The 24,246-nt window shown below is 67.8% G+C and carries 24 protein-coding genes and 1 riboswitch; of the genes, 12 read left to right on the forward strand and 12 right to left on the reverse strand.

All coding sequences use genetic code 11. The features are described 5' to 3' along the window. The first annotated feature begins 73 nt into the window (after positions 1 to 73). Positions 74 to 751 carry a phosphate signaling complex protein PhoU gene (gene phoU, locus G510_RS0104430; RefSeq protein WP_029152643.1) on the forward strand — a complete coding sequence of 226 codons (678 nt, stop codon included), beginning with the start codon at positions 74 to 76 and terminating at the stop codon, positions 749 to 751. A 52-nt stretch (positions 752 to 803) separates the two neighbouring features. Here the strand turns inward: phoU and G510_RS0104435 are convergent, their stop codons facing one another. The 7 genes from G510_RS0104435 to G510_RS0104465 form a co-directional block, all read right to left on the reverse strand. Then, the gene (locus G510_RS0104435) at positions 804 to 1,547 is read right to left on the reverse strand and encodes a phosphoglyceromutase (protein WP_029152644.1); all 744 of its coding nucleotides are present in this window, start codon (positions 1,545 to 1,547) and stop codon (positions 804 to 806) included. Positions 1,548 to 1,551: 4 nt separating this feature from the next. Next, complete coding sequence (locus G510_RS0104440) at positions 1,552 to 2,553, reverse strand: cupin domain-containing protein (RefSeq protein WP_029152645.1); 1,002 nt, start codon at positions 2,551 to 2,553, stop codon at positions 1,552 to 1,554. Further along, entirely contained in the window at positions 2,550 to 3,827 is a 1,278-nt protein-coding gene (locus tag G510_RS15350; RefSeq protein ID WP_051216331.1) for an ADP-dependent glucokinase/phosphofructokinase, read from the reverse strand. Before G510_RS15350 ends, G510_RS0104440 begins: the two co-directional genes overlap by 4 nt. Next, on the reverse strand, positions 3,827 to 4,732 hold the full coding sequence (locus tag G510_RS15355) for a ketose-bisphosphate aldolase (RefSeq protein WP_051216333.1): 906 nt from the start codon (positions 4,730 to 4,732) through the stop codon (positions 3,827 to 3,829). Before G510_RS15355 ends, G510_RS15350 begins: the two co-directional genes overlap by 1 nt. A gap of 32 nt (positions 4,733 to 4,764) precedes the next feature. Beyond that, the gene (locus G510_RS0104455; RefSeq protein ID WP_084644195.1) at positions 4,765 to 5,673 is read right to left on the reverse strand and encodes a carbohydrate ABC transporter permease; all 909 of its coding nucleotides are present in this window, start codon (positions 5,671 to 5,673) and stop codon (positions 4,765 to 4,767) included. A 3-nt stretch (positions 5,674 to 5,676) separates the two neighbouring features. Next, entirely contained in the window at positions 5,677 to 6,537 is an 861-nt protein-coding gene (locus tag G510_RS0104460; RefSeq protein ID WP_051216335.1) for a carbohydrate ABC transporter permease, read from the reverse strand. A gap of 90 nt (positions 6,538 to 6,627) precedes the next feature. Further along, a complete protein-coding gene (locus G510_RS0104465) occupies positions 6,628 to 7,902 on the reverse strand; it encodes an ABC transporter substrate-binding protein (protein WP_051216337.1) in 1,275 nt (424 codons plus the stop codon). Between the two features lie 164 nt (positions 7,903 to 8,066). Here G510_RS0104465 and G510_RS0104470 point away from each other — a divergent pair, with 164 nt between their 5' ends. Further along, the gene (locus tag G510_RS0104470; protein WP_029152649.1) at positions 8,067 to 8,894 is read left to right on the forward strand and encodes a DeoR/GlpR family DNA-binding transcription regulator; all 828 of its coding nucleotides are present in this window, start codon (positions 8,067 to 8,069) and stop codon (positions 8,892 to 8,894) included. Positions 8,895 to 8,904: 10 nt separating this feature from the next. Here G510_RS0104470 and ygfZ read toward each other — a convergent pair whose 3' ends face one another. The 5 genes from ygfZ to G510_RS0104495 form a co-directional block, all read right to left on the reverse strand. Then, positions 8,905 to 9,999, reverse strand: a complete 1,095-nt coding sequence (gene ygfZ / locus G510_RS15360; RefSeq protein WP_036321986.1) for a CAF17-like 4Fe-4S cluster assembly/insertion protein YgfZ — start codon at positions 9,997 to 9,999, stop codon at positions 8,905 to 8,907. Beyond that, entirely contained in the window at positions 9,999 to 10,604 is a 606-nt protein-coding gene (locus G510_RS0104480) for a nitrobindin family protein (protein WP_029152650.1), read from the reverse strand. Before G510_RS0104480 ends, ygfZ begins: the two co-directional genes overlap by 1 nt. Positions 10,605 to 10,670: 66 nt before the next feature. Beyond that, a complete protein-coding gene (locus G510_RS18985) occupies positions 10,671 to 10,805 on the reverse strand; it encodes a hypothetical protein (RefSeq protein ID WP_029152651.1) in 135 nt (44 codons plus the stop codon). 4 nt (positions 10,806 to 10,809) lie between these two features. Further along, a complete protein-coding gene (locus G510_RS17415) occupies positions 10,810 to 14,043 on the reverse strand; it encodes an AAA family ATPase (protein ID WP_051216339.1) in 3,234 nt (1,077 codons plus the stop codon). 106 nt (positions 14,044 to 14,149) lie between these two features. Continuing rightward, positions 14,150 to 14,491, reverse strand: coding sequence for a hypothetical protein (locus G510_RS0104495; RefSeq protein ID WP_029152652.1), 342 nt, complete (start codon positions 14,489 to 14,491; stop codon positions 14,150 to 14,152). A 119-nt stretch (positions 14,492 to 14,610) separates the two neighbouring features. Between G510_RS0104495 and G510_RS0104500 the strand changes: the two genes are divergently transcribed. The 10 genes from G510_RS0104500 (at position 14,611) to G510_RS0104545 (ending at position 24,084) form a co-directional block, all read left to right on the forward strand. After that, the gene (locus G510_RS0104500) at positions 14,611 to 15,300 is read left to right on the forward strand and encodes a winged helix-turn-helix transcriptional regulator (RefSeq protein WP_029152653.1); all 690 of its coding nucleotides are present in this window, start codon (positions 14,611 to 14,613) and stop codon (positions 15,298 to 15,300) included. 45 nt (positions 15,301 to 15,345) lie between these two features. Next, positions 15,346 to 17,535 (forward strand): RNA degradosome polyphosphate kinase, encoded by a 2,190-nt coding sequence (locus G510_RS0104505; protein WP_029152654.1) that lies wholly within the window; start codon positions 15,346 to 15,348, stop codon positions 17,533 to 17,535. Between the two features lie 2 nt (positions 17,536 to 17,537). After that, positions 17,538 to 18,473 carry an NUDIX hydrolase gene (locus G510_RS0104510; RefSeq protein WP_036321925.1) on the forward strand — a complete coding sequence of 312 codons (936 nt, stop codon included), beginning with the start codon at positions 17,538 to 17,540 and terminating at the stop codon, positions 18,471 to 18,473. A 9-nt stretch (positions 18,474 to 18,482) separates the two neighbouring features. After that, a complete protein-coding gene (trpS, locus tag G510_RS0104515; RefSeq protein WP_029152656.1) occupies positions 18,483 to 19,490 on the forward strand; it encodes a tryptophan--tRNA ligase in 1,008 nt (335 codons plus the stop codon). Beyond that, the gene (locus G510_RS0104520; protein ID WP_029152657.1) at positions 19,483 to 20,067 is read left to right on the forward strand and encodes a GNAT family N-acetyltransferase; all 585 of its coding nucleotides are present in this window, start codon (positions 19,483 to 19,485) and stop codon (positions 20,065 to 20,067) included. Before trpS ends, G510_RS0104520 begins: the two co-directional genes overlap by 8 nt. A gap of 47 nt (positions 20,068 to 20,114) precedes the next feature. Next, positions 20,115 to 20,251, forward strand: a riboswitch (FMN riboswitch). 57 nt (positions 20,252 to 20,308) lie between these two features. Beyond that, on the forward strand, positions 20,309 to 21,331 hold the full coding sequence (gene ribD, locus G510_RS0104525) for a bifunctional diaminohydroxyphosphoribosylaminopyrimidine deaminase/5-amino-6-(5-phosphoribosylamino)uracil reductase RibD (protein WP_029152658.1): 1,023 nt from the start codon (positions 20,309 to 20,311) through the stop codon (positions 21,329 to 21,331). Continuing rightward, positions 21,331 to 21,957 carry a riboflavin synthase gene (locus G510_RS0104530; RefSeq protein WP_029152659.1) on the forward strand — a complete coding sequence of 209 codons (627 nt, stop codon included), beginning with the start codon at positions 21,331 to 21,333 and terminating at the stop codon, positions 21,955 to 21,957. The genes ribD and G510_RS0104530 overlap by 1 nt, the downstream gene beginning before the upstream one ends. Next, complete coding sequence (locus G510_RS0104535) at positions 21,954 to 23,243, forward strand: bifunctional 3,4-dihydroxy-2-butanone-4-phosphate synthase/GTP cyclohydrolase II (RefSeq protein ID WP_029152660.1); 1,290 nt, start codon at positions 21,954 to 21,956, stop codon at positions 23,241 to 23,243. The genes G510_RS0104530 and G510_RS0104535 overlap by 4 nt, the downstream gene beginning before the upstream one ends. Then, positions 23,240 to 23,707 carry a 6,7-dimethyl-8-ribityllumazine synthase gene (ribH, locus tag G510_RS0104540; protein ID WP_029152661.1) on the forward strand — a complete coding sequence of 156 codons (468 nt, stop codon included), beginning with the start codon at positions 23,240 to 23,242 and terminating at the stop codon, positions 23,705 to 23,707. The genes G510_RS0104535 and ribH overlap by 4 nt, the downstream gene beginning before the upstream one ends. A gap of 32 nt (positions 23,708 to 23,739) precedes the next feature. Beyond that, complete coding sequence (locus G510_RS0104545) at positions 23,740 to 24,084, forward strand: hypothetical protein (RefSeq protein ID WP_029152662.1); 345 nt, start codon at positions 23,740 to 23,742, stop codon at positions 24,082 to 24,084. The last annotated feature ends 162 nt before the right edge of the window (positions 24,085 to 24,246 follow it).

Raw genomic sequence — 24,246 nt, forward strand, 5'->3', positions numbered from 1 at the left:
AGAATTGACGTGACTGTGCGCGATGCTGATGCGTCACACGAATTCCCACGTCATGACCAGAAGGGCGCCCACAATGCGTGAAGTGTTCCACGACACCCTCGAAGAGATCCAGAGCCGACTCGTTGAGATCTCCGAGCTGGTGGCCGAGGCCATCGAGAAGGCGACCCAGGCGTTCGCCACGGGAGACGTCGCGCTCGCGGAGGAGGTCATCGCGAACGACATCACGATCGACGAGCTCGTGCTCACGACCGACGAGATCGCGATCGCGACGCTCGCGATGCAGCAGCCCGTCGCGCACGACCTGCGCGTGATCGTCAGCGCGCTGCGCGTCAGCGCGTCGCTCGAGCGCATGGGCGACCTCGCCGACCACATCGCTCAGCTCGTGCGCTCGCGCTACCCCGAGCGCGCGATTCCGCAGGGGCTGAAGTCGACGTTCAAGAAGATGGGCGTGCTCGATGTCGAGGTGGCGCGCACCCTGACGAAGCTGCTGCGCACGCAAGATCTGAAGTACGCGAACCACATCCGCGACACCGACGACGACATCGACGAACTGCACGCCTCGGTGTACGAGCGCGTGCTCGGCGAGTCGTTCAAGGGCGAGATCCCCCACGCGGTCGACGCGACGCTCGCGAGCCGCTACCACGAGCGCTTCGCCGACCACGCGGTCTCCGTCGCGAAGAAGGTGCAGTACCTCGCCACGGGCGACTGGTCGGGTGTCGACGACTCGCCCGAGATCGAGATCGTCGAGTAGGCAGACGAAAAGGCGGGTGGGATCAGCTGATCCCACCCGCCTTTCTACGTTGTTACTTCTTGCCCTGCGAGGCGACCGCGGCGGCGCCGGCAGCGGCGGCCTCGGGGTCGAGGTAGCGGCCGGGGCCGGTCGGGCGCATGTCGTCATCGAGCTCGTAGACGAGCGGGATCCCCGTGGGGATGTTCAGGCTCGCGATGTCTTCGTCGCTGATGCCGTCGAGGTGCTTCACGAGGCCGCGCAGCGAGTTGCCGTGCGCGGCGACGAGAACCGTCTTGCCCGCCTTCAGGTCGGGCACGATCTCGCTCTCCCAGTACGGCAGCATGCGATCGATCACGAGCGACAGCGACTCGGTCGCGGGCAGCTCGCCGTCGATGCCGACATAGCGCGGATCGTCCGTCTGGGCGAACTCATCGTCGGCCGCGATCTCGGGCGGCGGCACGTCGAACGAGCGACGCCACTCCATGAACTTCTCCTCGCCGAACTCCTCGAGGGTCTGCGCCTTGTCCTTGCCCTGCAGCGCGCCGTAGTGGCGCTCGTTGAGGCGCCACGAGCGCTTCACCGGAATCCACAGCCGGTCGGCCGAGTCGAGCGCGATGTTCGCGGTCTGGATCGCGCGGCTCAGGACCGAGGAGTGCAGCACGTCGGGCAGAACGCCCTGTTCGGCGAGCAGCTCGCCGCCGCGCTTCGCCTCGGCGCGCCCCTTCTCGGTGAGCCGCACATCGACCCATCCCGTGAAGAGGTTTCGTTCATTCCAGTCGCTCTGCCCGTGGCGGAGCAGGATCAGGGTGTGCGTCATGGGATCAGCTTACCGGGGCCGGTTTCGGCGGGCGGCATCGGATCGCGACGAGGTCGCCGTCGAGGGCCACCGCGCCTGCACCGTAAGGAATCACCGCCGTCGCGCCGCGCGAGATGGGCGCTCCGCCGAGCGTCCCGGATCCGTCGAGCACGACCAGCACGCTGAAGCCCGGGTCCAGCACGGAGCCGCCGCGCATCCGCTCCGCGCGGTAGAACGGATCCGCCGCGCGCGGCAGAAAGGATCCGTCCGCAACGCGGGATAGGAAAGATTCCGGATCCGCGCGCCGCGTATCGACGGCGCGAAGAGCCGTGTCCGGCGTCAGACCGAGCAGCGCCATCGCGCGATCGAGCGCGGGGAACGGGGCGTATTCGAGGATGATCGACAGGTCGACCGGCTCCTGCAGCTCGACGAGCATGATGTCCTCGCCGATCGAGTGCGGCGTGCCCGCCGGCACGTGCACGACGTCGCCGGCGCGCACCTCGACGTGGTTCATCGCCGCGAGCATGCCATCCGTGTCCTGCTGGTCGAACCAGTCGGCGAGCTCGGCCGCTGAGACGTCGCGATTCCAGCCGAGCCAGACATCGGCCGTGGCGCGCTCTCCCGTCGCGGTGATGATCCACGACTCGGTCTTGCCGCGCGCGACGCCGAGGTGCGCGGCGGCGAACGCGGCATCCGGGTGGGCGTGGTTGAACAGGCGCTCGCCCGTGTGCAACAGCTTGACGAGCAGCGCCGTGTCGGTGCCGAAGCGTGCGACGTGCTCCTCCCCCAGCCAGGCTTCGGGAGCCGCCGCGATCGCGTCGCGCAAGAGCTCGCCATCCGGCAGGTGGGAGAGCCCGACGATGTCGGATCCGAACGTGCACGTCGTCGACGCGACGAAGTCCTCGGGGGTGTGCGCATCGGCGGATCCCTCGCCGCGCAGTTCGCGGATGCCGGCCCCGCCGCGATAAGCGCGCGCAGGCGGCTGGTTCGGACCGAGCAGGATCGGTGCGAGCATCTGGTTCGTCATTGGTTCGTCTCCTGCTCGACGGAGGGTTCCCCGCGCTGTGCGAGCGCCCCGATCAGACCTCCGATGAACGTATCACCGAGTCCGATCGTCGTCGGGTGCGCTGCCTCGATCTGGAAGCCCGGCAGACAACGACCGAACTCACCGAGAAGGTGCTCGGCGTCACGCGCGAACGTCGTGCTCCCCGTTTGACGTGGCCCTGCGGTGATCCGCGTGATGTCGGCGGCCGTGACCGCGTCGCCGAATGCGTACCGTCCGGCGGCGGTCGCGTTGCCGGCATCGGCAGCGGCCGTCACAGAGTCGAGATCGGCAAGCCGCGCGGGCGTGGTCAGCACGATCGTCCAGTAGCGGGTATGCACCACGAGCGTCGGATCGGGAACCTGCGCGCGCAGCTCCTTCACAGCAGCAGTCGCTTCGTGTGCATCGAGGAGGTCGAACCTGCGCCCCAGCCGCGCTTGCAGCTCATCCTCATTGAGGCTGAAGACATCGGCGACTGGCCCGATCGCGTCGGAAACGGTGGGCTGGTGCGAACGGTCGTGGAATCCCGCGTCCTCGTAGACGACGAGGCCGTCGACGGGAATGCGCGAGCTGACGGCGCGGATCTCATCGAGCCGCGCGCGCAGCACCGCCGGGTCGTTGATCGTGTTGAACCCCGAGACGAGGAACACCCGAGCCGTCGCGACCCGATCGCCCAGCTCTCTGCTGAGCACGAGGTTCTCGGCGGGCGGGTCGTTCGCGACGATGACGCGGTTCGCCTCCGTAGCGATGAGTTCCGTCGCGCCCACCCGCGCGCCGTCGCCAGGGCGGAACTGGATGATGAGGTGCGGATCCAGCGTGTCGTCGGTCGCGCTCGTGATCGCTTCGCAGTCGGCAGGCAGCAATCGGCGCACGTTCTCGTCGGTGCTCACGAGGTGCAGCAGTGAGGGGATCCCGAGCCGTCTGAGCACGAGCGCCGCACGCACGCACGTGCCGCCGAGCGTGATCTCGCGGGGAAAACGGGCAGCGAACTGCTCGACGATCGCGGACGATTCCACGTGTCGTTCCCCGCCCTCTCCCGTCGCGAGGAACCCCAGCAGGGCGACGAGCAGCGACCGCTCGTCGGTGATCGGCACGCGGGGATCGATCTCGGAATCGTCGATCGAATACTCGACCACGAGCGCATCGATCACCGATCTGTCCCACTCGATCTCGTAATCGACGGTGCCCTGAAGCCCGAGAACGATCTCGCCAGGAGCGACGGTGCGAACGTCGCCCCCGACGGGAACGGTTGAGGTCATCAGTATGTCTCGCCCTTTCCTGTTCCGAACAGGTCGACCTTGTACGCGGCAGGGGTCCGATACAGATCGGCCTTGCCCGCTGCGCCGAACAGGTCGATCTTCTGCGAGGCGACCGCTTGCATCGCCTCGACCGCCGGAGGCATGATCGCGTCGGGCTCCCGCAGGCTGGTGTCCTGAAGCACCTCGCGCACCTTGTCGAAGAACGCGACCTTGATGTCGCTCGAGATGTTGATCTTGTTCACACCGCTGCGGGCCGCCTCGCCGATCTCGTCATCGGGGTTGTTCGATCCACCGTGCAGTACGAGAGGGATGCCGACCGCTGCCTTGATCTCGCGCAGCAGATCGAGCTTCAGTTTCGGGGTGATGTTCGAGGGATAGATGCCGTGACGCGTTCCGATGGCGACGGCGAGCGAGTCCACGCCCGTGCGCTCGACGAACGTGACAGCGTCAGACGGATCCGTGTAGATGATTCCGCCGTCGGCCGATTCCATTTTGCCGATGGTGCCCAGCTCGCCCTCGACCGAGACTCCGACCGCATGAGCGATCTCGACGGCGCGGCCGGTCTGCGCGATGTTCTCATCGAATGCCTCAGCCGAGGCATCGAGCATCACCGAGGTGAACCCGCCCTGGATCGCGGCAACCATCTGATCGGCCGTGGCGCCGTGGTCCCAGTGGATCGAGGCGGGAACCGGCGAACGGTGCAGCCGTTCGCGGATCGCGCGGAGGGTATCGAAGCCGAGGAGGTTGACCTCGTTCGGGTGAATGGCGATGATCACCGGCGAGTTCTTCTTCTCGCTGATCTCGATGAGTCCGTTGAACATGTGGTAATCCGCGACGTTGAACGCCGGGATCGCGAAGCTGTTCTGGTGGGCGACGTCGAGCAGGTCGTGTCCGGAAATGAGCACTGGATTTTCTCCTTTGAAGGGGTGGTTTTTCGTCAGCTTTTGACGGATCCGGTGGTGAGACCGCCGATGAAATAGCGCTGGAAGAAGAGGAACAGCACCAGGACGGGAACGCAGCCGACGACGCTCATCGCCATCATTTCGTTCCACTCGTACGAGTGCTGCCCCATGAGCAGCTGAATGCCGATCGGCACAGTGCGCATCTCAACGGTTCGCGTCAGCGTGAGGGCGAACAGGTATTCATTCCACGCGAGCATGAAGGTGTACATGCCGACAGAGACGATTCCCGGCGTCGCGACGGGCACAAGAATCCGCCAGAGGGCCGTCCAGCTGCCACCGCCGTCGACGCGCACGGCCTCGTCCAGCTCTCGCGGGAGGGAGTTGAAGTAGCCGGTCATCATGATGATCGCGTAGGGCAGCGTGAACACCATGTACGTGAGGATCAGCCCGGGATACGAGTCGTAGAGCCCCAGCAGCACGATCAACCCGAAGTACGGGATCAGAAGCGTAATCGGCGGGACGGCCTGCACGCTGATGATGACGACGTTGAGGATCTGTTTGCCGCGGAAGTCGAACCGGCTGAACGCATACGCGGTGAGGATTGCGACGAACAGCGTGCAGATGACGACCGACAGTGCGACGACGTAACTATTGAAGAAGAATCGCATCTTCTCGGGATCCGTGAAGATCGTCACGTACGCGTCGAGGCTGAAGGTCTCGGTGATCAGCCGCGGTGGGTTCTCGAAGATCTGCGTGTTCGATTTGAACGAACTCGACAGCATCCACAGAACCGGCAGACCCGCGAACAGCGCTCCCAGGAACAGGCCGACGACAGTGAGGATCTTCGCGGTGCGACGTCGGCCGCCCGGCGTGACGGGGCGGCGCTGTACGCGCTTCGTCGTCACGAGCGTCTGCGTCGAGACGGGTGCATCGGTGAGAGACATGCGTTACTCCTTCGCCCGCTGATGCCGCACGTACAGCACGGCGAGGATCATCGAGAGCACCAGCACGACGACGGCTGCCGTCGAAGCGGCACCGAACTCGTACTTCGTGAAGGCAAGTTTGTAGGTGTACGTGCTCACGAGCTCGGTCGCATCGATCGGACCGCCGCCCGTCGTCATCCAGATCAGCGCGAACTGCTGCGATGTCCAGATGAGATCGAGCAGCGACATGCTGATGATGACGGGCTTGAGGTTGGGAAGCGTCACAGCCGTGAATCGCTGCCACGCGTTCGCGCCGTCGACGCGCGCCGCCTCGTACAGATCAGCCGAGATCCCCTGCAGGCCCGCCAACAGGCTGACCATGAAGAAGGGGTAGCCCGCCCAGATATTGATGAAGGTGACGGTGCCGAGGGCGAGGGACGGGTCGCTCAGCCATTCCGTCGCGCCGACGCCGACGAACGAGAGCAGGTAGTTGATCACACCGTTCGGGTTCAGCAGCAACCGCCACAGCACGGCGACGATCGCGACCGTGAACAGCCACGGCAACACGTATATCGTGCGATAGATCGCCGTCGTCGACCGACTGACCAGAGGCGAGTTCAGAAGCAGCGCGAACACGAGCCCGATGACGAGGTGGGCCGCGACGCTCACGGTCGTGAAGATCAGGGTGTTCATGACGGAGGTGTAGAACCCCTTGTCCGTCAACAGATCGGCGTAGTGCGCGAGGCCGACGAACTCCGGGTTCGGGTTCGTGATGACGTTGTCGAACAGCGAATAGCCGATGACCGTCACGACCGGGATGACGAGGAGTACCCCGATGAGGATGACGGTGAGCCCGACGTAGAGGAACGGCTCAGTGCGCCGCACTCCCGGCGCGCCGGTTCTGTGTCGGCGAGAGGCGCCGCCGGGGGCGGGCGATGCCGCTCGCCCCCGGCGTTCAGAAACCATCGACATCGCTCAGAACTCCGCCGACCAGGATTCTTGCGTCGTGTCGAGCATCTCGTCGACCGTGAGGTTCCCCTCGAGCATCGACTGGAACTGCTCGTTCATCTGGCGCATCAGGTCTTCCGCGACGGGGAGTCCGGTGAACTCGTTCGCCGGGTACCCCGCCTGGTAGATGTCGAACGCCTGGGACATGAGCTCGTCGTCGTCGACGAAATCGGGCACCGAATCGAGGTTGCCCGGGAAGGCCTTCGCCATCGACGCGAGCTCGGCGTTCGCGTCTTCACTCATGAGGAACTCGAACAGCTTCCACGCCTCGGCCTTGTGCTCCGAGCTCTCCGAGACTCCGAGGCCCCACGAGGCGTAAGGAATGCCCCGCTTGCCGTCGTACCCGTCCTCTGCGGGAAGCGCGCTGATGCTGAACTCGAGGTCGGGGTTCGACTCCCGGATCATCGTGAGATGCGCGAGCGAGTCGACCATCATGCCGACACGGCCGTTCGTGAACTCCTCAACCATGTCCTGCTCCTTCATGGTGAAGGCGCCCGGCGCGAAGACTCCGTCCTGGTACAAATCGTCGAAGTACTCGATCGTCTCGGTCACGCCATCGTTGGTCAGGTCCGGCTTGCCGTCCTTCAGCATCGATCCGCCGGATGCCCACAGCCAGGACATGACTTGGTTCTGCACGCCGCTCGGAGTTTCGAGCGAGAGCGGCATGGCCGTTCCCGCCGCGTCGCCTGCCTCGGTGATCGCGCGCGCCGCATCGGCGAACTCGGTTCGGTTCGATGGCGGCGCATCGACGCCGGCATCGGCGAGGAGCGCGTCGTTCGTGTACAGGGGGTAGACGAAGTTGACGGCCGGAACCATATACGTGGAGCCGTCTACCTCAACCTGCGACGCGAGCTGGCTGTCGTCGTAATCGTGCTCGGTCATGAGCGCGGACAGATCGGCGATCGCGCCCTGCTTCGCAAAGTCGTTGACCCACGCTCCGTCGAGACCGACGACGTCGGGCATGGTGCCGGACGCAGCGCCCGTGACGAGCTGTTCCCGGGTGGACGCGTAGGGGCCGCTGAGCAGCTCGACCTTGATGCCCGGATTCTGCTCTTCGAATTGATCCATCAGGCCGCGCAGCGCACCGTCGGGCAGCTCGGGCTCCCACCACTGAGCGAGTTCGATCACGACGTTTCCATCGGCGTCGACGTCGCCTCCTCCACCGCCACCGCATCCGGTGAGAACAAGGGAGGCCGCAGCGATCGCCGACATCCCCGCAAAGATCTTCCGTTTGTGAGTCATGTGAGCTCCTTTGCCCATCCAGTGAATTGCAATAGTTTGCTACTAGTTGCTGTTTTTCGCCAGTCCTTGCATGAAACACCCTTGATCTCGGATTGTCAAGTAGGCTGAACGCGAAGACCGTGCATGTTACGGCAAGAAACAGCAATAATTTCATGGAGGGTTGCATGACCTCGCGAGAGACATCAGGAGACAGACGCAAGGACCGGCAACTTCCGGCAGGCCGCAAGGCAGACCTCGCCGCATACGTCGCCGCACACGGGCAGGTGACGGTCGCGGAGCTATCCGAAGAGTTCTCCGTATCGATCGATACCGTGCGGCGAGATCTCGACCGACTCAACGCTGAGGGCCGGCTGATTCGCACACACGGCGGCGCCGTGAGCAACGACCTGGGGACACCTCCCGACCAGGGCCTCGGAGTGCGCCTGCATATCCGCGTGGCGGAGAAGGATCAGATCGGCGCGGAGGCGGCGAAGCTCATCGCGGATGGCTCCGTCGTGTTCGTCAATGGCGGCACGACGGCTCTGGCCTTCGCGCGTCACCTGCGCGATCATCACGACCTCACGATCGCGACGAACAATGTCGTACTGCCAGCCGAGGTCTCACCCTCCGCGATTCGCGAGCTATTCCTGTTCGGCGGGTCCGTCAGGACAGTGACACAGGCGACGACCGGCCCCGTGAGCTTCCGACCGACCGCGGATGGGCCGGCGATGGATGTGCAGGCGGATACCGCCGTGATCGGCATCGGCGCGATCTCCACTGCGGGTTACAGCACGAGCAACCTCGGCGACTCGGCGATGATGGGCGAGATGATGAAGCACGCGAACACGGTGGTCGTGCTCGCCGACAGCTCGAAGTTCAACCATCGCCTCTTCGCCCGGATCGATGGCCTCGAAGCCGCCGACTGCCTCGTCACCGACGCCGCACCGACCGGCGAACTCGCAGAGGCGCTCGCGACGGCGGGCGTCGAAGTCATCGTCGCGGGTGGCAACTGACGCGACCCGCCTACGCTTGCGGCGGGTCGACCTGCTTGCGCCTCGACAGCCGCGTCAGGCGGGGGATGTCTGCGGCGCGGCCCGCGTCGGCCGGCACGATCGTCTCCTGCGCGGCGGGAATCCGCGTGTCGTCCGAGAGCACCGAAAGCGGGGCGTCGGCCGGGGTGCGGCGCGTGACGATCGCGAGCGCGATCGGGCCCAGCTCGTGGTGGCGGGCGGCCGAGGTGATCGTGCCGACCTCGCGGTCCTCGTCGAGCACGGCGTCGCCGCGGGACGGCAGGACCGACTCGGATCCATCGAGGTGCAGCATCACGAGGCGCCGCGGCGGGCGACCGAGGTTGTGCACCTTCGCCACGGTCTCCTGGCCGCGATAGCAGCCCTTGTTCAGGTGCACGGCGGTGCGCAGCCAGTCGAACTCGTGCGGGATCGCCTTCTCGTCGACCTCGGCGGCCCAGCGCGGGCGCCAGGCGGCGATGCGCAGGGCGTCCGCGGCGAGCGCGCCCGCGATCGGCAGGTCGGCGAGCTGATCCGCGTCCTCGACGATCGCCTCGGCCCACGCATACTCGGCACCGGGGTGCTCGGCGGCGTCCGCATACTGCCACCCTCCGGTGGTCACCTGCGCCCACGGATCCAGCCACACGACGGGAACGTCGGCCGGACGGATCGCCGCACCGACGATGCGATCGAACGCGTCGCCCCCGCGCATCGCGCCGACGACGAAAAGGTCATCGCGCACGCGGATCTCGACCTGCGCGCGGAAGCGCATCATCGTGAGCCACTTGGACAGCGGCGCGCTGTCGCCTGCGTCGACGATCAGCCACATGGCGGATCCGTCCTCGACGACGGCGGCCGCGTGCTCGACGTGCCCCTGCGGATCCAGCACGAGCAACTCGGTGCTCTCCCCCGCCTGCAACGACCCGACGGCCTGCGACGTGATCGAGTCGAGCCACGACTTGCGCTCGGGGCCCGCCACCTCGATGACCGCGCGGTCGGCGCGCGGGACGATGGCGGATCCGTCTTCAAGTCGTCGCTGCTCGATCGCGGGGTTGCCCGCGTGCTGGACCACCCCTGCGTCGTCCGCGATGAGATCTTCTCGAGAGAGCATCATGACACCTTCGCTAAGCGCGCGGACGCGTGTGAGGCGAGGCTCTGGCCGAGCGCCGCAATGTCCCAGGCCCACAGCAGGTGCCCGTCGACGAGCCCGTACAACCGGGTCGCCGCCGCATAGGCCTTCGCGCCGGCGGATCGCACGACCGCGTCGGTTCCGAGATCGATGCGCGGTCCCTTGACTTCGCCGACGTACAGTTCCTGCACGCCGTCCGAGTGGCTCAGCGCGACCTCGACGGGGAAACCGCCCTCGGGCGTGCGCAGGTGCTCGATGTCCTCGGCCGTGCGCTCCGGCTCCGCGGCGAGCGCCGGCAGGAGACCGGGTCCCGGGGCCGCGTCGTGCGCGGGCCTCGCGAGCCGCCAGAACCCCGATTCCGAGGTGAGCTGCTGCGCCGGTTTCTCGTCGGTTCCGAGCAGGGTCGCGGTCGCCGAGTAGTTCAGAAACGGGCCGCCGTCATGGCTGAAGCTCACGCGATGCGAGAACTCGCCCTCGTAGTGGGTGCCGGAAGCTCGGTAGTCGATGACGCCGGTGCCTTCCCAGACGCCGACGAGCCAGGACAGCGGCACGAGGTCGGCGGGGATGTCTGTGGGGATCTCGATCATGATGATCCCAGCGTATCCGGCGCACGACAAGCGAAGGCGGGATCATCCCACCTCACGCGGGGGTCGTTACTTCTGGCCGCGAAAAAGGTTGACGAGCACGGAGCCCGAGACGAAGGCGATGGCCAGACTCGCGAGACCGAGCAGGCCCACGAAGAACATCTCGAGCGCGAAGACGTCAACACCAGCGAGGAATTCGAGCATGCGTCTATGTTACCGCGTCGACGAGCGAGTCGATGACGTCGGGCGGGATGACGCGCATCTGCTCCCCGCGGATCCGATGGGCCGCGAGGTACCTCGACTGCACGGTCTTCACGCGCGCGGCGAAGTGCTCCGCCCAGCGGCCGTTCACGCGCTTGTCGGCCGGCAGCGCCGAATAGATCTCGACGACGACCCGCGACATCTGGTCCTCGTCGAACTCCCACGTGCGGCCGAGCCGCGCGATGACGATCGTCGCGACCTCCTCCGGCGTGTAGTCGGGGAACTCGATCCGCAGCGGGAAGCGCGAGGGCAGCCCCTCGTTCGCGTGCGTGAGCAGCTGATCCATGGCGTCGGTGTACCCCGCGAGGATCGTGACGAATCGGTCCTTGTCGTCAGTGAGGCGCGGAACGAGGGTCTCGAGCACGAGGGGCCCGTAGTCACGCGGGTTGTCCGGCCGATAGAGCTGGTAGGCCTCGTCGATGAACAGCACCCCGCCCATCGCCTCGTCGAGCACCTTGGTCACGTTGGCCTCGGTGCTGCCGATGTACTCGCCGATCAGTTTGGCGCGATCGGTGACCTTCACGGTCGCGTTCGGCAACAGCCCGAGCGCGTGGAACAGCCGCGCGACGAGCTTCGCGACCGTCGTCTTGCCCGTGCCCGGCCTCCCGGTGAACACCATGTGATACATCGGCCGCTCGATGTGGGGGTCGAGATCGCGCATGTCGCGGTCGACCTGCGCCTGCGCCATGAGGTCGCGCACCCAATCCTTCACCGGCTGAAGACCCGTGAGCGCATAGAGCTCCGCGAGGATCTGCTCGACCGCATCCGCGTCGTGCGACCCGCTGCTCGTGACCGCGAGGATCTCCTCGTCGGTGATCACGCTCGTGTCGATGTCGGCGGCGCGCTCCGGGCAGCGCTCGAGCTCGTCGACGACGCGATCGGCGAGCGCCGAGATCAGGTTCTCGTTGACGTTGCGCACCCAGCGCGCGTTGCCGCCGTCGTTGGTCTGGCGATAGTGCGAGGCGATCGCGCGCCGGTACAGATCCTCGTCGACGACGTACCCATCGCGCTCGATGTCGCGGAACCCGATCTCGGCGACCTCGTCGGGCGTGTAGTCCTCGAAGTGGAACCGGTTCGGCACGCGCGACGGCAGCCCCGGGTTCATGCGCAGCAGATCCTGCATGCGGTCGCCGTAGCCCGCGAACACGACCATGATCTCGTCGCGGTTCTCGTCCATGAAGTCGAGGATCGCCGTCACGGCCTCCTCGGCGAACTCGTTGTTGTTCCGCTGATAGAGGTCGTACGCCTCGTCGATGAGCAGCACGCCGCCGCGGGCGCGCTCGAGGACGCCGCCCGTGAGCTTCGCGGATCCGCCGAGGTTGTCCGAGACGAGGTCGCGCCGACCGACCCGCAGCACGTCGGGCTTCTGGATCGCCCCCGCCTGGAAAAGCGCCTCGCCGAGCAGCTTGGCGACCGTCGTCTTCCCCGTGCCGGGATTGCCGAGGAACATGCTGTGCATGGCCGCGTCGTTGACCGGCCGCCCCTGCTGTTTGAGCAGCTGGTTGAACTTCGCCTTGCGCACGAACGAACGGATCTGCGCCTTCACCGACGACAGCCCCGTGAGCCGATCGATCTCGGCGAGCGGATCCTCCGCCCCGGCCGTCGGGAGCGGCTCCGGAATCCCTGCTCCCGGTTCGCCCTCGTCAGTGCGGCCGGGAACCTGCACCTGCGTCTGTTCCCACCCGCCGAACACAACGTCCGACTCATCGTCGGCCTCGATCCGCACGTCCGCGTCGTCGCCGGCGACGACCTCGGCCACGCGAATCGTCCCCGAAGACGCGATGACGCCGACAGGGTCGACATCGTCGACCGCGAGCGTGGCCACACGGATCGCCCCGCCGCTCTCCGCGCACACGGCTTGCATCGGGTGCGGCGCGTTCTTCAGCACGACCGCATCGTCGGAGACGATCTCGCCGCCGCTGAGCGCGACCAAGCGGCCTGCGCCGCTGCCCGTGAGCGTCGCCCGCGCGCCGCTCTCGACGTGGACGTCGTTCACGTACGACTGGGTCGCCTCGAGGCGAGCGCCGTTCGTCACGCACACGCCGGTGGCCACCGACTCGCCGCGCACCTGACAGTCGGTCATCGTCACGACCCCGGCGCTGAGGAACACGCTGGGGTACGCGTTCGTCTCCTCGGCGTCGATCTCGACGCCCGTGAGCGTGATCGTGACGTCCTGTCCGATGTTGAACGCGTTCTGTCCGTCCGGCGCTTGGAGCGCGAGGTCGGACAGCGTCATGTTCATCCCCTCCGCGGCGGAGAAGCTCGCCCGAACGCGGGTCGCGTGCGCGCCCGCCCCGCGGAAGTGCGTCTCGAGCGGGAGCGTGCCCAGGTCGTACTCTCCGGCCTCGAGGACGACCGTGTCGCCCGTCATCAGCAGCGGACGCAGGTCATCGAACGGCTCTCCTGCGTGCCAGACCAGCTCCTTCGCCGGTCGCGCCACCGCGTTGCCGTCGGCATCGCGCTCGGTCGTGCGGGCCCCGCGCTCCGGCACGGTCACCTTCGCGAAGCCGCTGTGGATCACCTCGATCGCGCCGGACGGCTCGCCCGTGACCGCACCGAGCGTCAGCACGCTGTCCTCGAACAGGGCCTCGTGCACGCTCGCGATCGACACGAGGTGCTCGATCGTCACCACCGACTCCGCGGTCGCGACGATCGACCGCTTGCCGTCGGGCAGTCGCACCGTGAGCGTGCCGTCGGCGTCGACGCGCGCGGCGGATCCGGCGAAGATCGTCTGCGTCTCGACGTCGTGCAGCGACGCGCGGCCGCCCTCGACGCGCAGGCACGGCAGCGTCGACGTCCACGCGTGGAGCTCGGCGGCCTTCTCGATCACAACGCCCCGGGCGTCGTACTCCGAGACGACCGAGGTCTGGCTCATGAGCACGGCGCCGTCGCTCGCCCACACGCCCGGATACTTCCCCGAGGGCTCGGCGCGCACCGTCACGGTGTGCAGCTCGGCGCGCCCCGACGGCGTCGTCACCTGCAGGGCGTTGCTGTAGTTCGGAGCCTCCAGGGTCAGGTTGGACATGCGCGTCGTCTCGCGCGCCTCGATGCACGCGCGCAGGACGACCTTCGCGGGATCGCCCTCGCCGACCAGGTCGATGCCGATGAGCGCCGTGTGGGCGAGCTCGTGCACGCCCTCGGGCATGACGACGACATCGCCGCTCCGTGACGCGCCGAGCACATCGGCAAGATCTGATCCGGACGACGTCAGACGGACTCGACGTACTGGCACTCGCGCAACCCCCCGGTGGCTCGGACTCGACCGACCCACTCTATGGGACGCCCGGTCAGCCCGTGAACTCGGAGGGGAACACCGACAGCCCCGCGCCCACGACCGCGAACAGCCCGCCGACGACCGACACGATGCCGATCAGCAGGATGGCGCCGAGCGCGGCCGTCGAGAGACGGATGATGAACCCATCCGCGCGGCCGATGATGATCTGCACGACGAACGACACGATCACCGCGACGCCCGCGGCGGCCGGGAACCACTGCCACCATCCGCCGGGCGGGGCGAACGCCACCACGGCGAGCGCGAGCAGAAGAGCGACGCTCCACGGCAGGAGCAGCCCCTGGCTGCGCCGGATGCGCGCGATGGCACCGGAACGCGGCGTGTGCGACTGCGTCATGCGGATCCCTTCCATCGAGCGGACGAACTCATCTTGCCATTGTGCCCTGCGTGCTGGCCCGTGTGCTCAGCGCGCCGCCGGGTGTGCAATAAGATAACGACATCCCGAGAGGAATCACCGTGGCGCATCTGCTCGTCCTGAGCCCGTCCCCCGAGACGGACCCGCCTCTCGCCGCGCTCGGCCTCCTGAGCCATCGCGTCACACTGGTGCCCGCATCGGCCTCGCAGCTCATTGGCGCGCCGGACGCCGACGTGACCATCGTCGATGCGCGCGGCGACCTCGCCGCGGCGCGCTCGCTCTGCCGGATCCTCGACTCGACCGGCCACGGGTCCCCCGTTCTGCTCGTGACGACCGAGGGCGGCCTCGCGGCCGTCTCGCCGGAATGGAGCGTCGACGACGTCGTGCTCGCGGGCGCGGGGCCCGCCGAAGTGGACGCGCGCATCCGCCTGACCATGGGGCGAGCCGATTCCGCCTCCCCGTCGTCCTCGACGACCGTTGATACGTCCGGCATCACGATCGACGAGACGTCGTACTCGGCGAAGGTGCGCGGCAAGCCGCTCGATCTCACGTTCAAGGAGTTCCAGCTGCTCCACTTCCTCGCCTCGAACCCGTCGCGCGTCTTCAGCCGCGAGCAGCTGCTCAGCGAGGTGTGGGGATACGACTACTTCGGCGGCACGCGCACCGTCGACGTGCACGTGCGGCGGCTGCGGGCGAAGCTCGGCGATCACGACCACCTGATCGGCACGGTGCGCAACGTCGGATACCGCTTCAACGCCGCGGAAGAGCCGGGCGCCGCACCCGCGCGCTGACATTCGTTCACCCGCACGTTTCCTGCCGGTGCAAAGATAGAGCGCATGACCGACACTTCCATCGTCGATACCGGACTGGGCGACGCCGAGGACGACGACTTCGACGAGCTCATCGAAGCGGATGAGCCCGACCTGCCCGAGCACCGCTACATGGATCGTGAGCTGAGCTGGCTCGCCTTCAACCAACGCGTGCTCGAGCTCGCCGAGGATCCGAAGGTGCCGCTGCTCGAGCGCACGAACTTCCTCGCGATCTTCGCGAGCAACCTCGACGAGTTCTTCATGGTGCGCGTCGCCGGTCTCAAGCGCCGCATCGTCACTGGCCTCGCGGTGCCGTCGAACATCGGCACCGCCCCGCAGCGCGTGCTCGACGGGATCAGCCGCGATGCCCACGACCTGCAGGAGCGCCACGCCCGCGTGTGGAACGAGCAGGTGCGGCCGGCGCTCGCCGAGGAGAACATCGAGTTCTCGGAGCTGGACGATCTCTCCGACGACGAGCGCGCGGGCCTCTACGAGTACTTCCAGCAGCACATGTTCCCCGTGCTCATGCCGCTCGCCGTCGACCCCGCGCACCCGTTCCCGTACATCTCGGGGCTCTCGCTCAACCTCGCCGTGCGGATCCGCCACTCGCGCACCGGACGCGAGGAGTTCGCGCGCATCAAGGTGCCGCCGATGCTGCCGCGCGCCGTGCGCGTGCCGAACGCGGATCCCGACAGCAACCGCGTGCGCTTCGTGCACCTCGAGTCGCTCATCGCCGAGCACCTCGGCGACCTGTTCCCCGGCATGGAGATCCTCGAGCACCACGCGTTCCGCCTCACGCGCAACGAAGACATGGTGATCGAGGAGGACGAATCCGAGAACCTGATCCAGGCGCTCGAGGACGAGCTCCTGCGCCGCCGATTCGGCCCGCCGATCCGCCTCGAGGTCACCGAGGACATGGACGACGTGACGCTCGGGCTGCTGCTCGACGAGCTCGACATCTCGAAGCAGGAGGTCTACCGCCTGCCGGCGCCGCTCGACCTGCGCGCGCTCTACCAGCTCAGCAAGATCGACCGCCCGGATCTGAAGTACACCACGCACGTTCCGATCACGCCGCTCGCGTTCCGACCGACCGAGTCGGATTCGAAGCACTCCCGCGCGGACGTGTTCGGCGCGATCCGCCAGGGCGACGTCCTGGTGCACCACCCGTACGAATCGTTCGCGACGAGCGTGCAGGCGTTCCTCGAGCAGGCGGCACGGGATCCGCAGGTGCTCGCCATCAAGCAGACGCTGTACCGCACGTCGGGCGACAGCCCCATCGTGAAGGCGCTCATCGACGCGGCCGAGAACGGCAAGCAGGTGCTCGCGCTCGTCGAAGTGAAGGCGCGCTTCGACGAGGCGAACAACATCGAGTGGGCGCGGATCCTCGAGAAGTCGGGCGTGCACGTCGTGTATGGCCTTGTGGGGCTGAAGACGCACTGCAAGATCGCGTCGGTGATCCGCGAGGAGGGCGACCAGCTGCGCCACTACACGCACCTCGGCACGGGCAACTACAACCCCAAGACGAGCCGCATCTACGAGGACTTCGGGCTGTTCACGTGCGACCCGATCGTGGGCCGCGACGTGACGCGACTGTTCAACGAGCTCAGCGGCTACGCGATCGAGAAGAAGTTCAAGCGCCTCCTCACCGCTCCCCTGCACCTGCGCAAGGGCCTGATGAAGCTCATCGATCGGGAGAGCAGCTTCGCGGCCGCCGGCAAGCCGGCGCACGTGCGGATCAAGGTGAACTCGATGGTCGACGAGGAGATCATCGACGCGCTGTACCGCGCCTCGATCGCCGGGGTGAAGGTCGACGTGTGGGTGCGCGGCATCTGCAGCATGCGCGTGGATCTGCCGGGCGTCAGCGACAACATTCGGGTGCGCAGCGTGCTCGGCCGCTACCTCGAGCACTCGCGCATCTTCACGTTCGAGAACGGCGGATCGCCCGAGGTCTACATCGGCAGCGCCGACATGATGCACCGCAACCTCGATCGCCGGATCGAGGCCCTCGTGCAGGTCACGCGAGATCAGCACATCCGCGAGCTGACGGGCTACTTCGACCTCGCGATGGACGACGGCTCGTCCGCGTGGCAGCTCGGCGAGAACGGCGCGTGGACGCGGCACCACGTCGATGCCGACGGAAAACCGCTCATCGACGTGCAGGACAAGACGATGTCCCTCATCCATCGACGCCGGCAGAGCCGGCAGAAGAGGCGGTGACGATGGCGAACGGAACACGCGTCCTCGCGGCGGGCGGCGTCGTCTGGCGCCGCGAGGCGGACGAGCTGCAGCTCCTGCTCGTTCATCGCAAGAAGTTCCGTGACGTGTCGTTCCCGAAGGGCAAGCTCGACCCCGGCGAGACGTTCGCTGAGGCGGCCGTGCGCGAGATCGAGGAGGAGACCGGGATCCGCAGTGCGCTCGGCCCATCGCTCGGCGTCGTGACCTACCACCTCCCCTCCGGGCGCGAGAAGGTCGTCGAGTACTGGTCGGTGGGCGCGACGCCCGAGCAGATCGCCGCATCGACGTTCACGCCGAACAAGGAGATCGAGGCGCTCGAGTGGGTCGCGCTCGACGACGCGCGCGACCGGCTCAGCTACCCGGTCGATCGCGAGGTGCTCGCGGCGTTCGAGGAGCTGATCGATGCCGACGGCCTACACACGTTCCCGATCGTTCTCATGCGGCACGGCAAGGCCGGATCCGCGTCCGTCGATCACGAGCGCGAGCTCACGGAGCGCGGTCAGGAACAGGCCGATGCGGCCGTCGGCGCGCTCCGCGCGTTCGGCGTGCGCCGGATCCTCTCGTCGACCGCGCGTCGCTGCCAGCAGACCGTCGCGCCGCTCGCCGCGACCCTCGGGCGGCGCGTGCACGTGTCCGACGACATCAGCCAGGACGCGTTCGAGCGCGGCGAGGACGATCCGTCGACGATCATCGAGCGCCGGGTCGAGAAAGGCAAGCCGGCCCTCGTCTGCTCGCACGGACCCGTGCTGATCGGGCTCATGGAGTCGCTCGCGAAGGCCGCCGGAACGAAGGTGACGTCGGAGCTGCGCGCGGCGGCGTCGCTGTCGACCGGATCCTTCACCGTGGTGCACGTGAGCCGGTCCGGCGGAATCGTCGCGATCGAGACCCACGCACCGTTCGAGGAGCGCCGGCCCGCGTAAGGTAGTGGGGTGACTTCGAAGCCCCGTCTCTTCTCAGGAATGCAGCCGTCCGCCGATTCTCTCCAGATCGGCAACTACATCGGTGCGCTGATGCAGTGGCGCGGCATGCAGGACGACTTCGACTCGTTCTTCACGGTGGTCGACCTGCACGCGATCACCGTGCCACAGGATCCGCAGCAGCTGCGCGAGAAGACCCGCCGCACGGCCGCGCAGTACATCGCGGCCGGCATCGAGCCCGAGAAGTCGACGCTGTACGTGCAGTCGCAGGTTCCGGCGCATGCCGAGCTCGCGTGGATCCTCTCGACGATCACCGGCTTCGGCGAGGCCGGCCGCATGACGCAGTTCAAGGACAAGTCGCGCCGGTACGGCGACGACGCCACGAGCGTCGCCCTGTTCACGTATCCCGTGCTGATGGCGGCCGACATCCTGCTGTTCCAGGCCGAGTCGGTTCCCGTGGGCGACGACCAGAAGCAGCACGTTGAGCTGACGCGCACACTTGCGGCGCGCTTCAACTCGCGCTTCGGCGAGACGTTCACGGTGCCCGAGCCCGTAATCCAGGGCGAGACGGCGCGCATCTACGACCTGCAGGATCCGACCTCGAAGATGTCGAAGTCCGCCGAATCGCAGGCGGGCGTGCTGTACCTGCTCGACGACATCAACGTGACGGCGAAGAAGATTATGCGGGCGGTCACCGATTCGGAGGGCGTCGTGCGGTTCGACCGCGAGGCCAAGCCGGGCGTTTCGAACCTGCTGTCGATCTGCTCGGCGCTGACGGGGATCTCGATCGCGGCCCTCGAGGACGAGTACGCGGGCCGCGGCTATGGCGACTTCAAGAAGGGCGTGCGCGACGCGATCGTCGCCGAGTTCGAGCCCGTGCGCGCGCGTGCGCTCGAGCTGCTCGAGGATCCGGCAGAGCTCGATCGCGTGCTGACGGCGAACGCCGACCGCGCCTCCGAGGTCGCCGAGGTCACCCTCTCGGCCGTGTACGAGCGCGTCGGTCTGCTGCGCCGTGGGTGACCCGGTTCCGCTGACCACGCCCCGACTCGTTCTCACCGTCCCCGATGAGGGCGATGTCGACGCGATCTACGAGGCGTGCCAGGACCCGGATATCCAGCGCTACACGACGGTGCCGTCGCCGTATACGCGGGGGAACGCGGTCGACTTCGTCGGCCTCGTCGCCGATTGGTGGGACTCGGGCATCGAGCACGTGTGGGCGGTGCGCGCCTACGGCGAGCTTGCCGGAGTCGTGGGGTTGCACGGCATCAAGGACGGGGCGGCGGAGCTGGGATTCTGGACCGCGCCTTCGGCCCGCGGCAACGGATACATGACCGAAGCATCGGCGGCCGTGATCGACTTCGCGTTCGGCCCGATGCGACTCGAGCGCGTCGAATGGCGCGCGGTCGTCGGAAACGTCGCCTCGGCCCGCGTCGCGCAGAAGCTGGGGTTCCAGCTCGAGGGCACCCAGCGCAAGGCCCTCCCCGGCCACGGCATCGGCGGCGCCCACGGCCGGGCCGACGGCTGGGTCGCGGGCCTGCTGTCCACAGACCCCCGGGTGGAGCGGGTGTGGGCGGCACGTGCCGATGACCCCGTGTGACGGCGTGTGGGAATAGCGGGTCCCGAGTCAGGTTATGGTTTGTAGTGAACGTGCTCCGGGGTCGGTGAGAATCCGAACCGGCGGTGATAGTCCGCGACCCCCTCATCGAGGGGTTGATCCGGTGGGATTCCGGAACCGACGGTGATGCAGGGCGACCTGCGAGTCCGGATGGAAGGCGCACGGCAAGCCCCTGGTGGGCCTGTCTCGTGAACCCCGGCAGAACCGCAAAGGGGAATCGCGAATGGCCACCGACGTCGAGATCGCCGCGATGAGTCGCGCGCTGGAGCTCGCCGCGAAGGGCCCGCAGTCCCGCAACCCGCAGGTGGGCGCCGTCATCCTCTCCCCCGACGGATCCGTCCTCGCCGAGGGCTGGCATCGCGGTGCCGGCACCGCGCACGCGGAGGTCGACGCACTGACGAAGCTCGGCGGATCCGCCGTCGGCGCGACCGCCGTCGTCACGCTCGAGCCGTGCAATCACACGGGCCGCACGGGCCCCTGCGCCGAGGCGCTGCTCGATGCCGGCATCTCCCGCGTCGTGTTCGCCGTCGCGGATCCGGGCGAGCACTCCGGAGGCGGCGCCGCCGCGCTCCGCGCCGCCGGCGTCGATGTCGAGGACGGTGTGCTCGGCGACGAGGGACGCGCCCTGCTCGATGCCTGGCTCACCTCGCGTGCACTCGGCCGCCCGCACGTCACCGTCAAGTGGGCGCAGAGCCTCGACGGCCGCGCCGCCGCATCCGACGGGACGAGCAAGTGGATCACGGGCCCCGCCGCCCGATTCGACGTGCACCGTCGCCGCGCGGAGGCCGACGCGATCATCGTCGGCACCGGCACCGCGATCGCCGATGACCCCGCCCTGACCGCGCGCAACGACGACGGGCTCTTCCCGCACCAGCCCGTTCCGGTCGTGATCGGCGCCCGCGAGGTTCCCGCCGATGCGCTCCTCCGGCAGCATCCGCACGCCCCGCTCTTCTACACCAGCCACGACCTCACCGCGACCCTCGTCGACCTGCTCGACAAGGGCCTGCATCGCGTCTTCGTCGAGGGCGGGCCGACCCTCGCGAGCGCGTTCATCGCCGCGGGCTATGCGGATCGCCTGCTGACCTACGTCGCCCCCACTCTGCTCGGCGGTCCGCGCGCCGCCCTCACCGAGATGGGCGTCCGCACGATCACCGATCAGCGGCGCCTCGACATCGAGTCGATCGACCGTCTCGGCGACGACCTGCTGATCGTTTCCCACCCCAGACCCGAAAGCGAGTCGCACTGATGTTCACCGGAATCATCGAGGAGATCGGGCGGATCACCGCCGTCGAGCCATCGGGTGACGGCGTGCGCCTGACCATCCACGCGCCCACCGTCATCGAGGGGGTGCGCCACGGCGATTCGATCGCCGTCAGCGGCGTGTGCCTCACGGTCGTCGATTGGACCGACGAGGCGTTCACCGCCGATGTGATGAAGCAGACCCTGGACATGTCGACGCTCGACGGCGCGACGCCCGGGCGACACGTCAACGTCGAGCGCGCTCTCGCATCCGGCGGTCGCCTCGGCGGCCACATCGTGCAGGGACACATCGACGGCACAGGAGAGATCCTCGAGGTGCGCCCGGGCGACAAGTGGCAGGTCGTCCGCGTCGGCATCGCCGCCGACATCGCGCCGCTCGTCGTCGACAAGGGGTCCATCACCCTCGACGGCACGTCGCTCACGATCAGCGCCGTGAGCGCGCCCGGCGAAGCCTCGCCCTGGCTCGAGGTCTCCCTGATCCCCGAGACCCTGCGCGCCACCACCTTCGGCGAGCGACGCGCGAACGACCGCTTGAACCTCGAAACCGATATCCTCGCCCGCCACATCGAGCGCCTCGCCGCGTTCGCGAAGACCGAAGGACCCACCCGATGACTACGGATTCCCTTCCCCCGCTGTCCACCATCGATGACGCGCTCGACGCGCTCCGCGCGGGGCTCCCGGTGATCGTCGCCGACGATGCGGACCGCGAGAACGAGGGCGACCTGATCCTCTCGGCCGAGCTCGCCACACCGGAGCAGGTCGCGTGGATGGTGCGGTACACGTCGGGCTACCTGTGCGCGCCGATGCCGACGGAGTGGGCCGATCGCCTCGATCTGCCGCCGATGGTCGCGCGCAACGAAGATATGCGCGGAACGGCATACACCGTGTCGGTCGATGCCGCCGTCGGCGTGACGACCGGAATCAGCGCGAGCGACCGCGCCCGCACGCTGAACGTCCTGGCGGATCCCGCCTCGACCGCGCGCAGCGTGATCCGCCCCGGTCACATCCTGCCGCTGCGGGCGAAGGCCGGCGGCGTGCGCGAGCGCGCCGGGCACACGGAAGCGGCCGTCGACCTGATGCGCCTCGCCGGGCTCGCCCCGGTCGGCGTCATCGGCGAGATCGTGCAGGACGACGGCGAGATGATGCGCCTTCCGGGCCTGCTCGAGATGGGGCTCCGCGACGGCGTGCCCGTCATCACGATCGAAGACCTCGCGGCGCACCTGGAGGGCACGGATCCCGTCGCGCCGTCGCCCTCGGCGCTTCGCACCGTGAGCCTGCGCGCCGACACCCTCGTCCCCACCCGCCACGGTGACATGCGCTTCATGGCATACCGGGATCGCACGACCGGCGTCGATCACGTCGCGATCGTCTCCGGCGACATCACGGGCGCCGCGCCGCTCGTGCGCGTGCACTCCGAGTGCCTGACCGGCGAGGCGTTCGGATCCCTCAAGTGCGAGTGCGGCCCGCAGCTCGACGCGGCGCTCGAGCGCATCGCGAGGGACGGCGGGGTCGTCGTCTACATGCGCGGCCACGAGGGGCGCGGCATCGGCCTGATCAACAAGCTGCGCGCGTACGCGCTGCAGGAGCGCGGCTTCGACACCCTGGACGCGAACATCGAGCTCGGCCTGCCGGCCGATGCCCGCGACTACGCCGCAGCCGCGTCGATCCTCGCCGACCTCGGCGTCAGCGACCTGCGCCTGCTCACGAACAACACCGACAAGGTCGCCCAGCTGCGCGCGCTCGGAATCGATGTCGTCGAGCAGGTGCCGCTGATCGTCGGCGTCGGGCCCAACAACCACCAGTACCTGGAGACCAAGCGCGACCGCATGGGCCACATCATCGGCGAGGCCGAGCTGCAGGCCGCGGTCGCGAAGATGAACGAGGAGGCACAGGCGTGAGCGGTAGCGGACAGCCCCGGCAGGGCGGCGTCGATGCGACCGGCATCCGCGTGGTCGTCGTCGCCGGCACGTGGCACGCGAAGATCTCGGACGCGCTGCTCGCGGGTGCAGAGCGCATGCTTGAGCAGTCCGGCGCCGATTACCGCGTGGTGCGCGTCGCCGGTGCGTTCGAGCTGCCGGTCGTGTCGAAGGTCGCACTCGAGAAGGGCGCAGACGCGGTCGTGGCGCTCGGCATCATCATTCGCGGTGGCACCCCGCACTTCGAGTACATCTCCGCAGCGGCAACGGACGGCCTGACGCGCGTGGCGCTCGATACCGGCAAGCCCGTCGGGTTCGGCGTGCTCACGACCGACGACGAGGAGCAGGCGTTCGTGCGATCGGGACTCCCGGGGTCACGCGAGGACAAGGGATTCGAGGCCGCGGACGCCGCGGTGCGCGCCGTGCTCGCGCTCCGCACGCTGTAGACCGCCGCATTTTTCTACGTAGGGTAGAAGGCATGGAGATCCTGCACAGCATCGTCGTCATCATCCATCTCATCGGCTTCGCCACACTCTTCGGCGGATGGCTCGTCGAGGCGGTCGGCAAGCGCCGAATCACCAAAGTCATGCAGTGGGGTCTTGTGATCGCGCTGGTGGCGGGCCTCGCGCTCTCCGCGCCATGGGGCCTCGGCGATCCGAACTACGCCAAGATCGGCACCAAGCTCGTCGTCGTGATCATCGTCGGCGCGCTGCTCGGCATCGGCGGCGCCCGCCAGAAGCGGGGCGAGTCCGTCCCCGCTCCCCTGTTCTGGGGCATCGGGATCCTCACCCTGGTCAACGCCTGCATCGCGATTCTGTGGTGATGCCCAACACACGCATCGCGCATTGAGCATTATGCGCAGTTGAGCAGGTGCGCGGCGCCCGCGGATCCCGGTTTCTCTCGGGATCCGCGGGCGCCGCGCTCATTCTGTGCGAAATCGTCGTGTAATGTGTATGCGTTCGCCGGGAGAGCCCCGGCGTTTTTC

The sequence above is a fragment of the Microbacterium gubbeenense DSM 15944 genome, from assembly GCF_000422745.1.
Lineage (GTDB): Bacteria > Actinomycetota > Actinomycetes > Actinomycetales > Microbacteriaceae > Microbacterium > Microbacterium gubbeenense.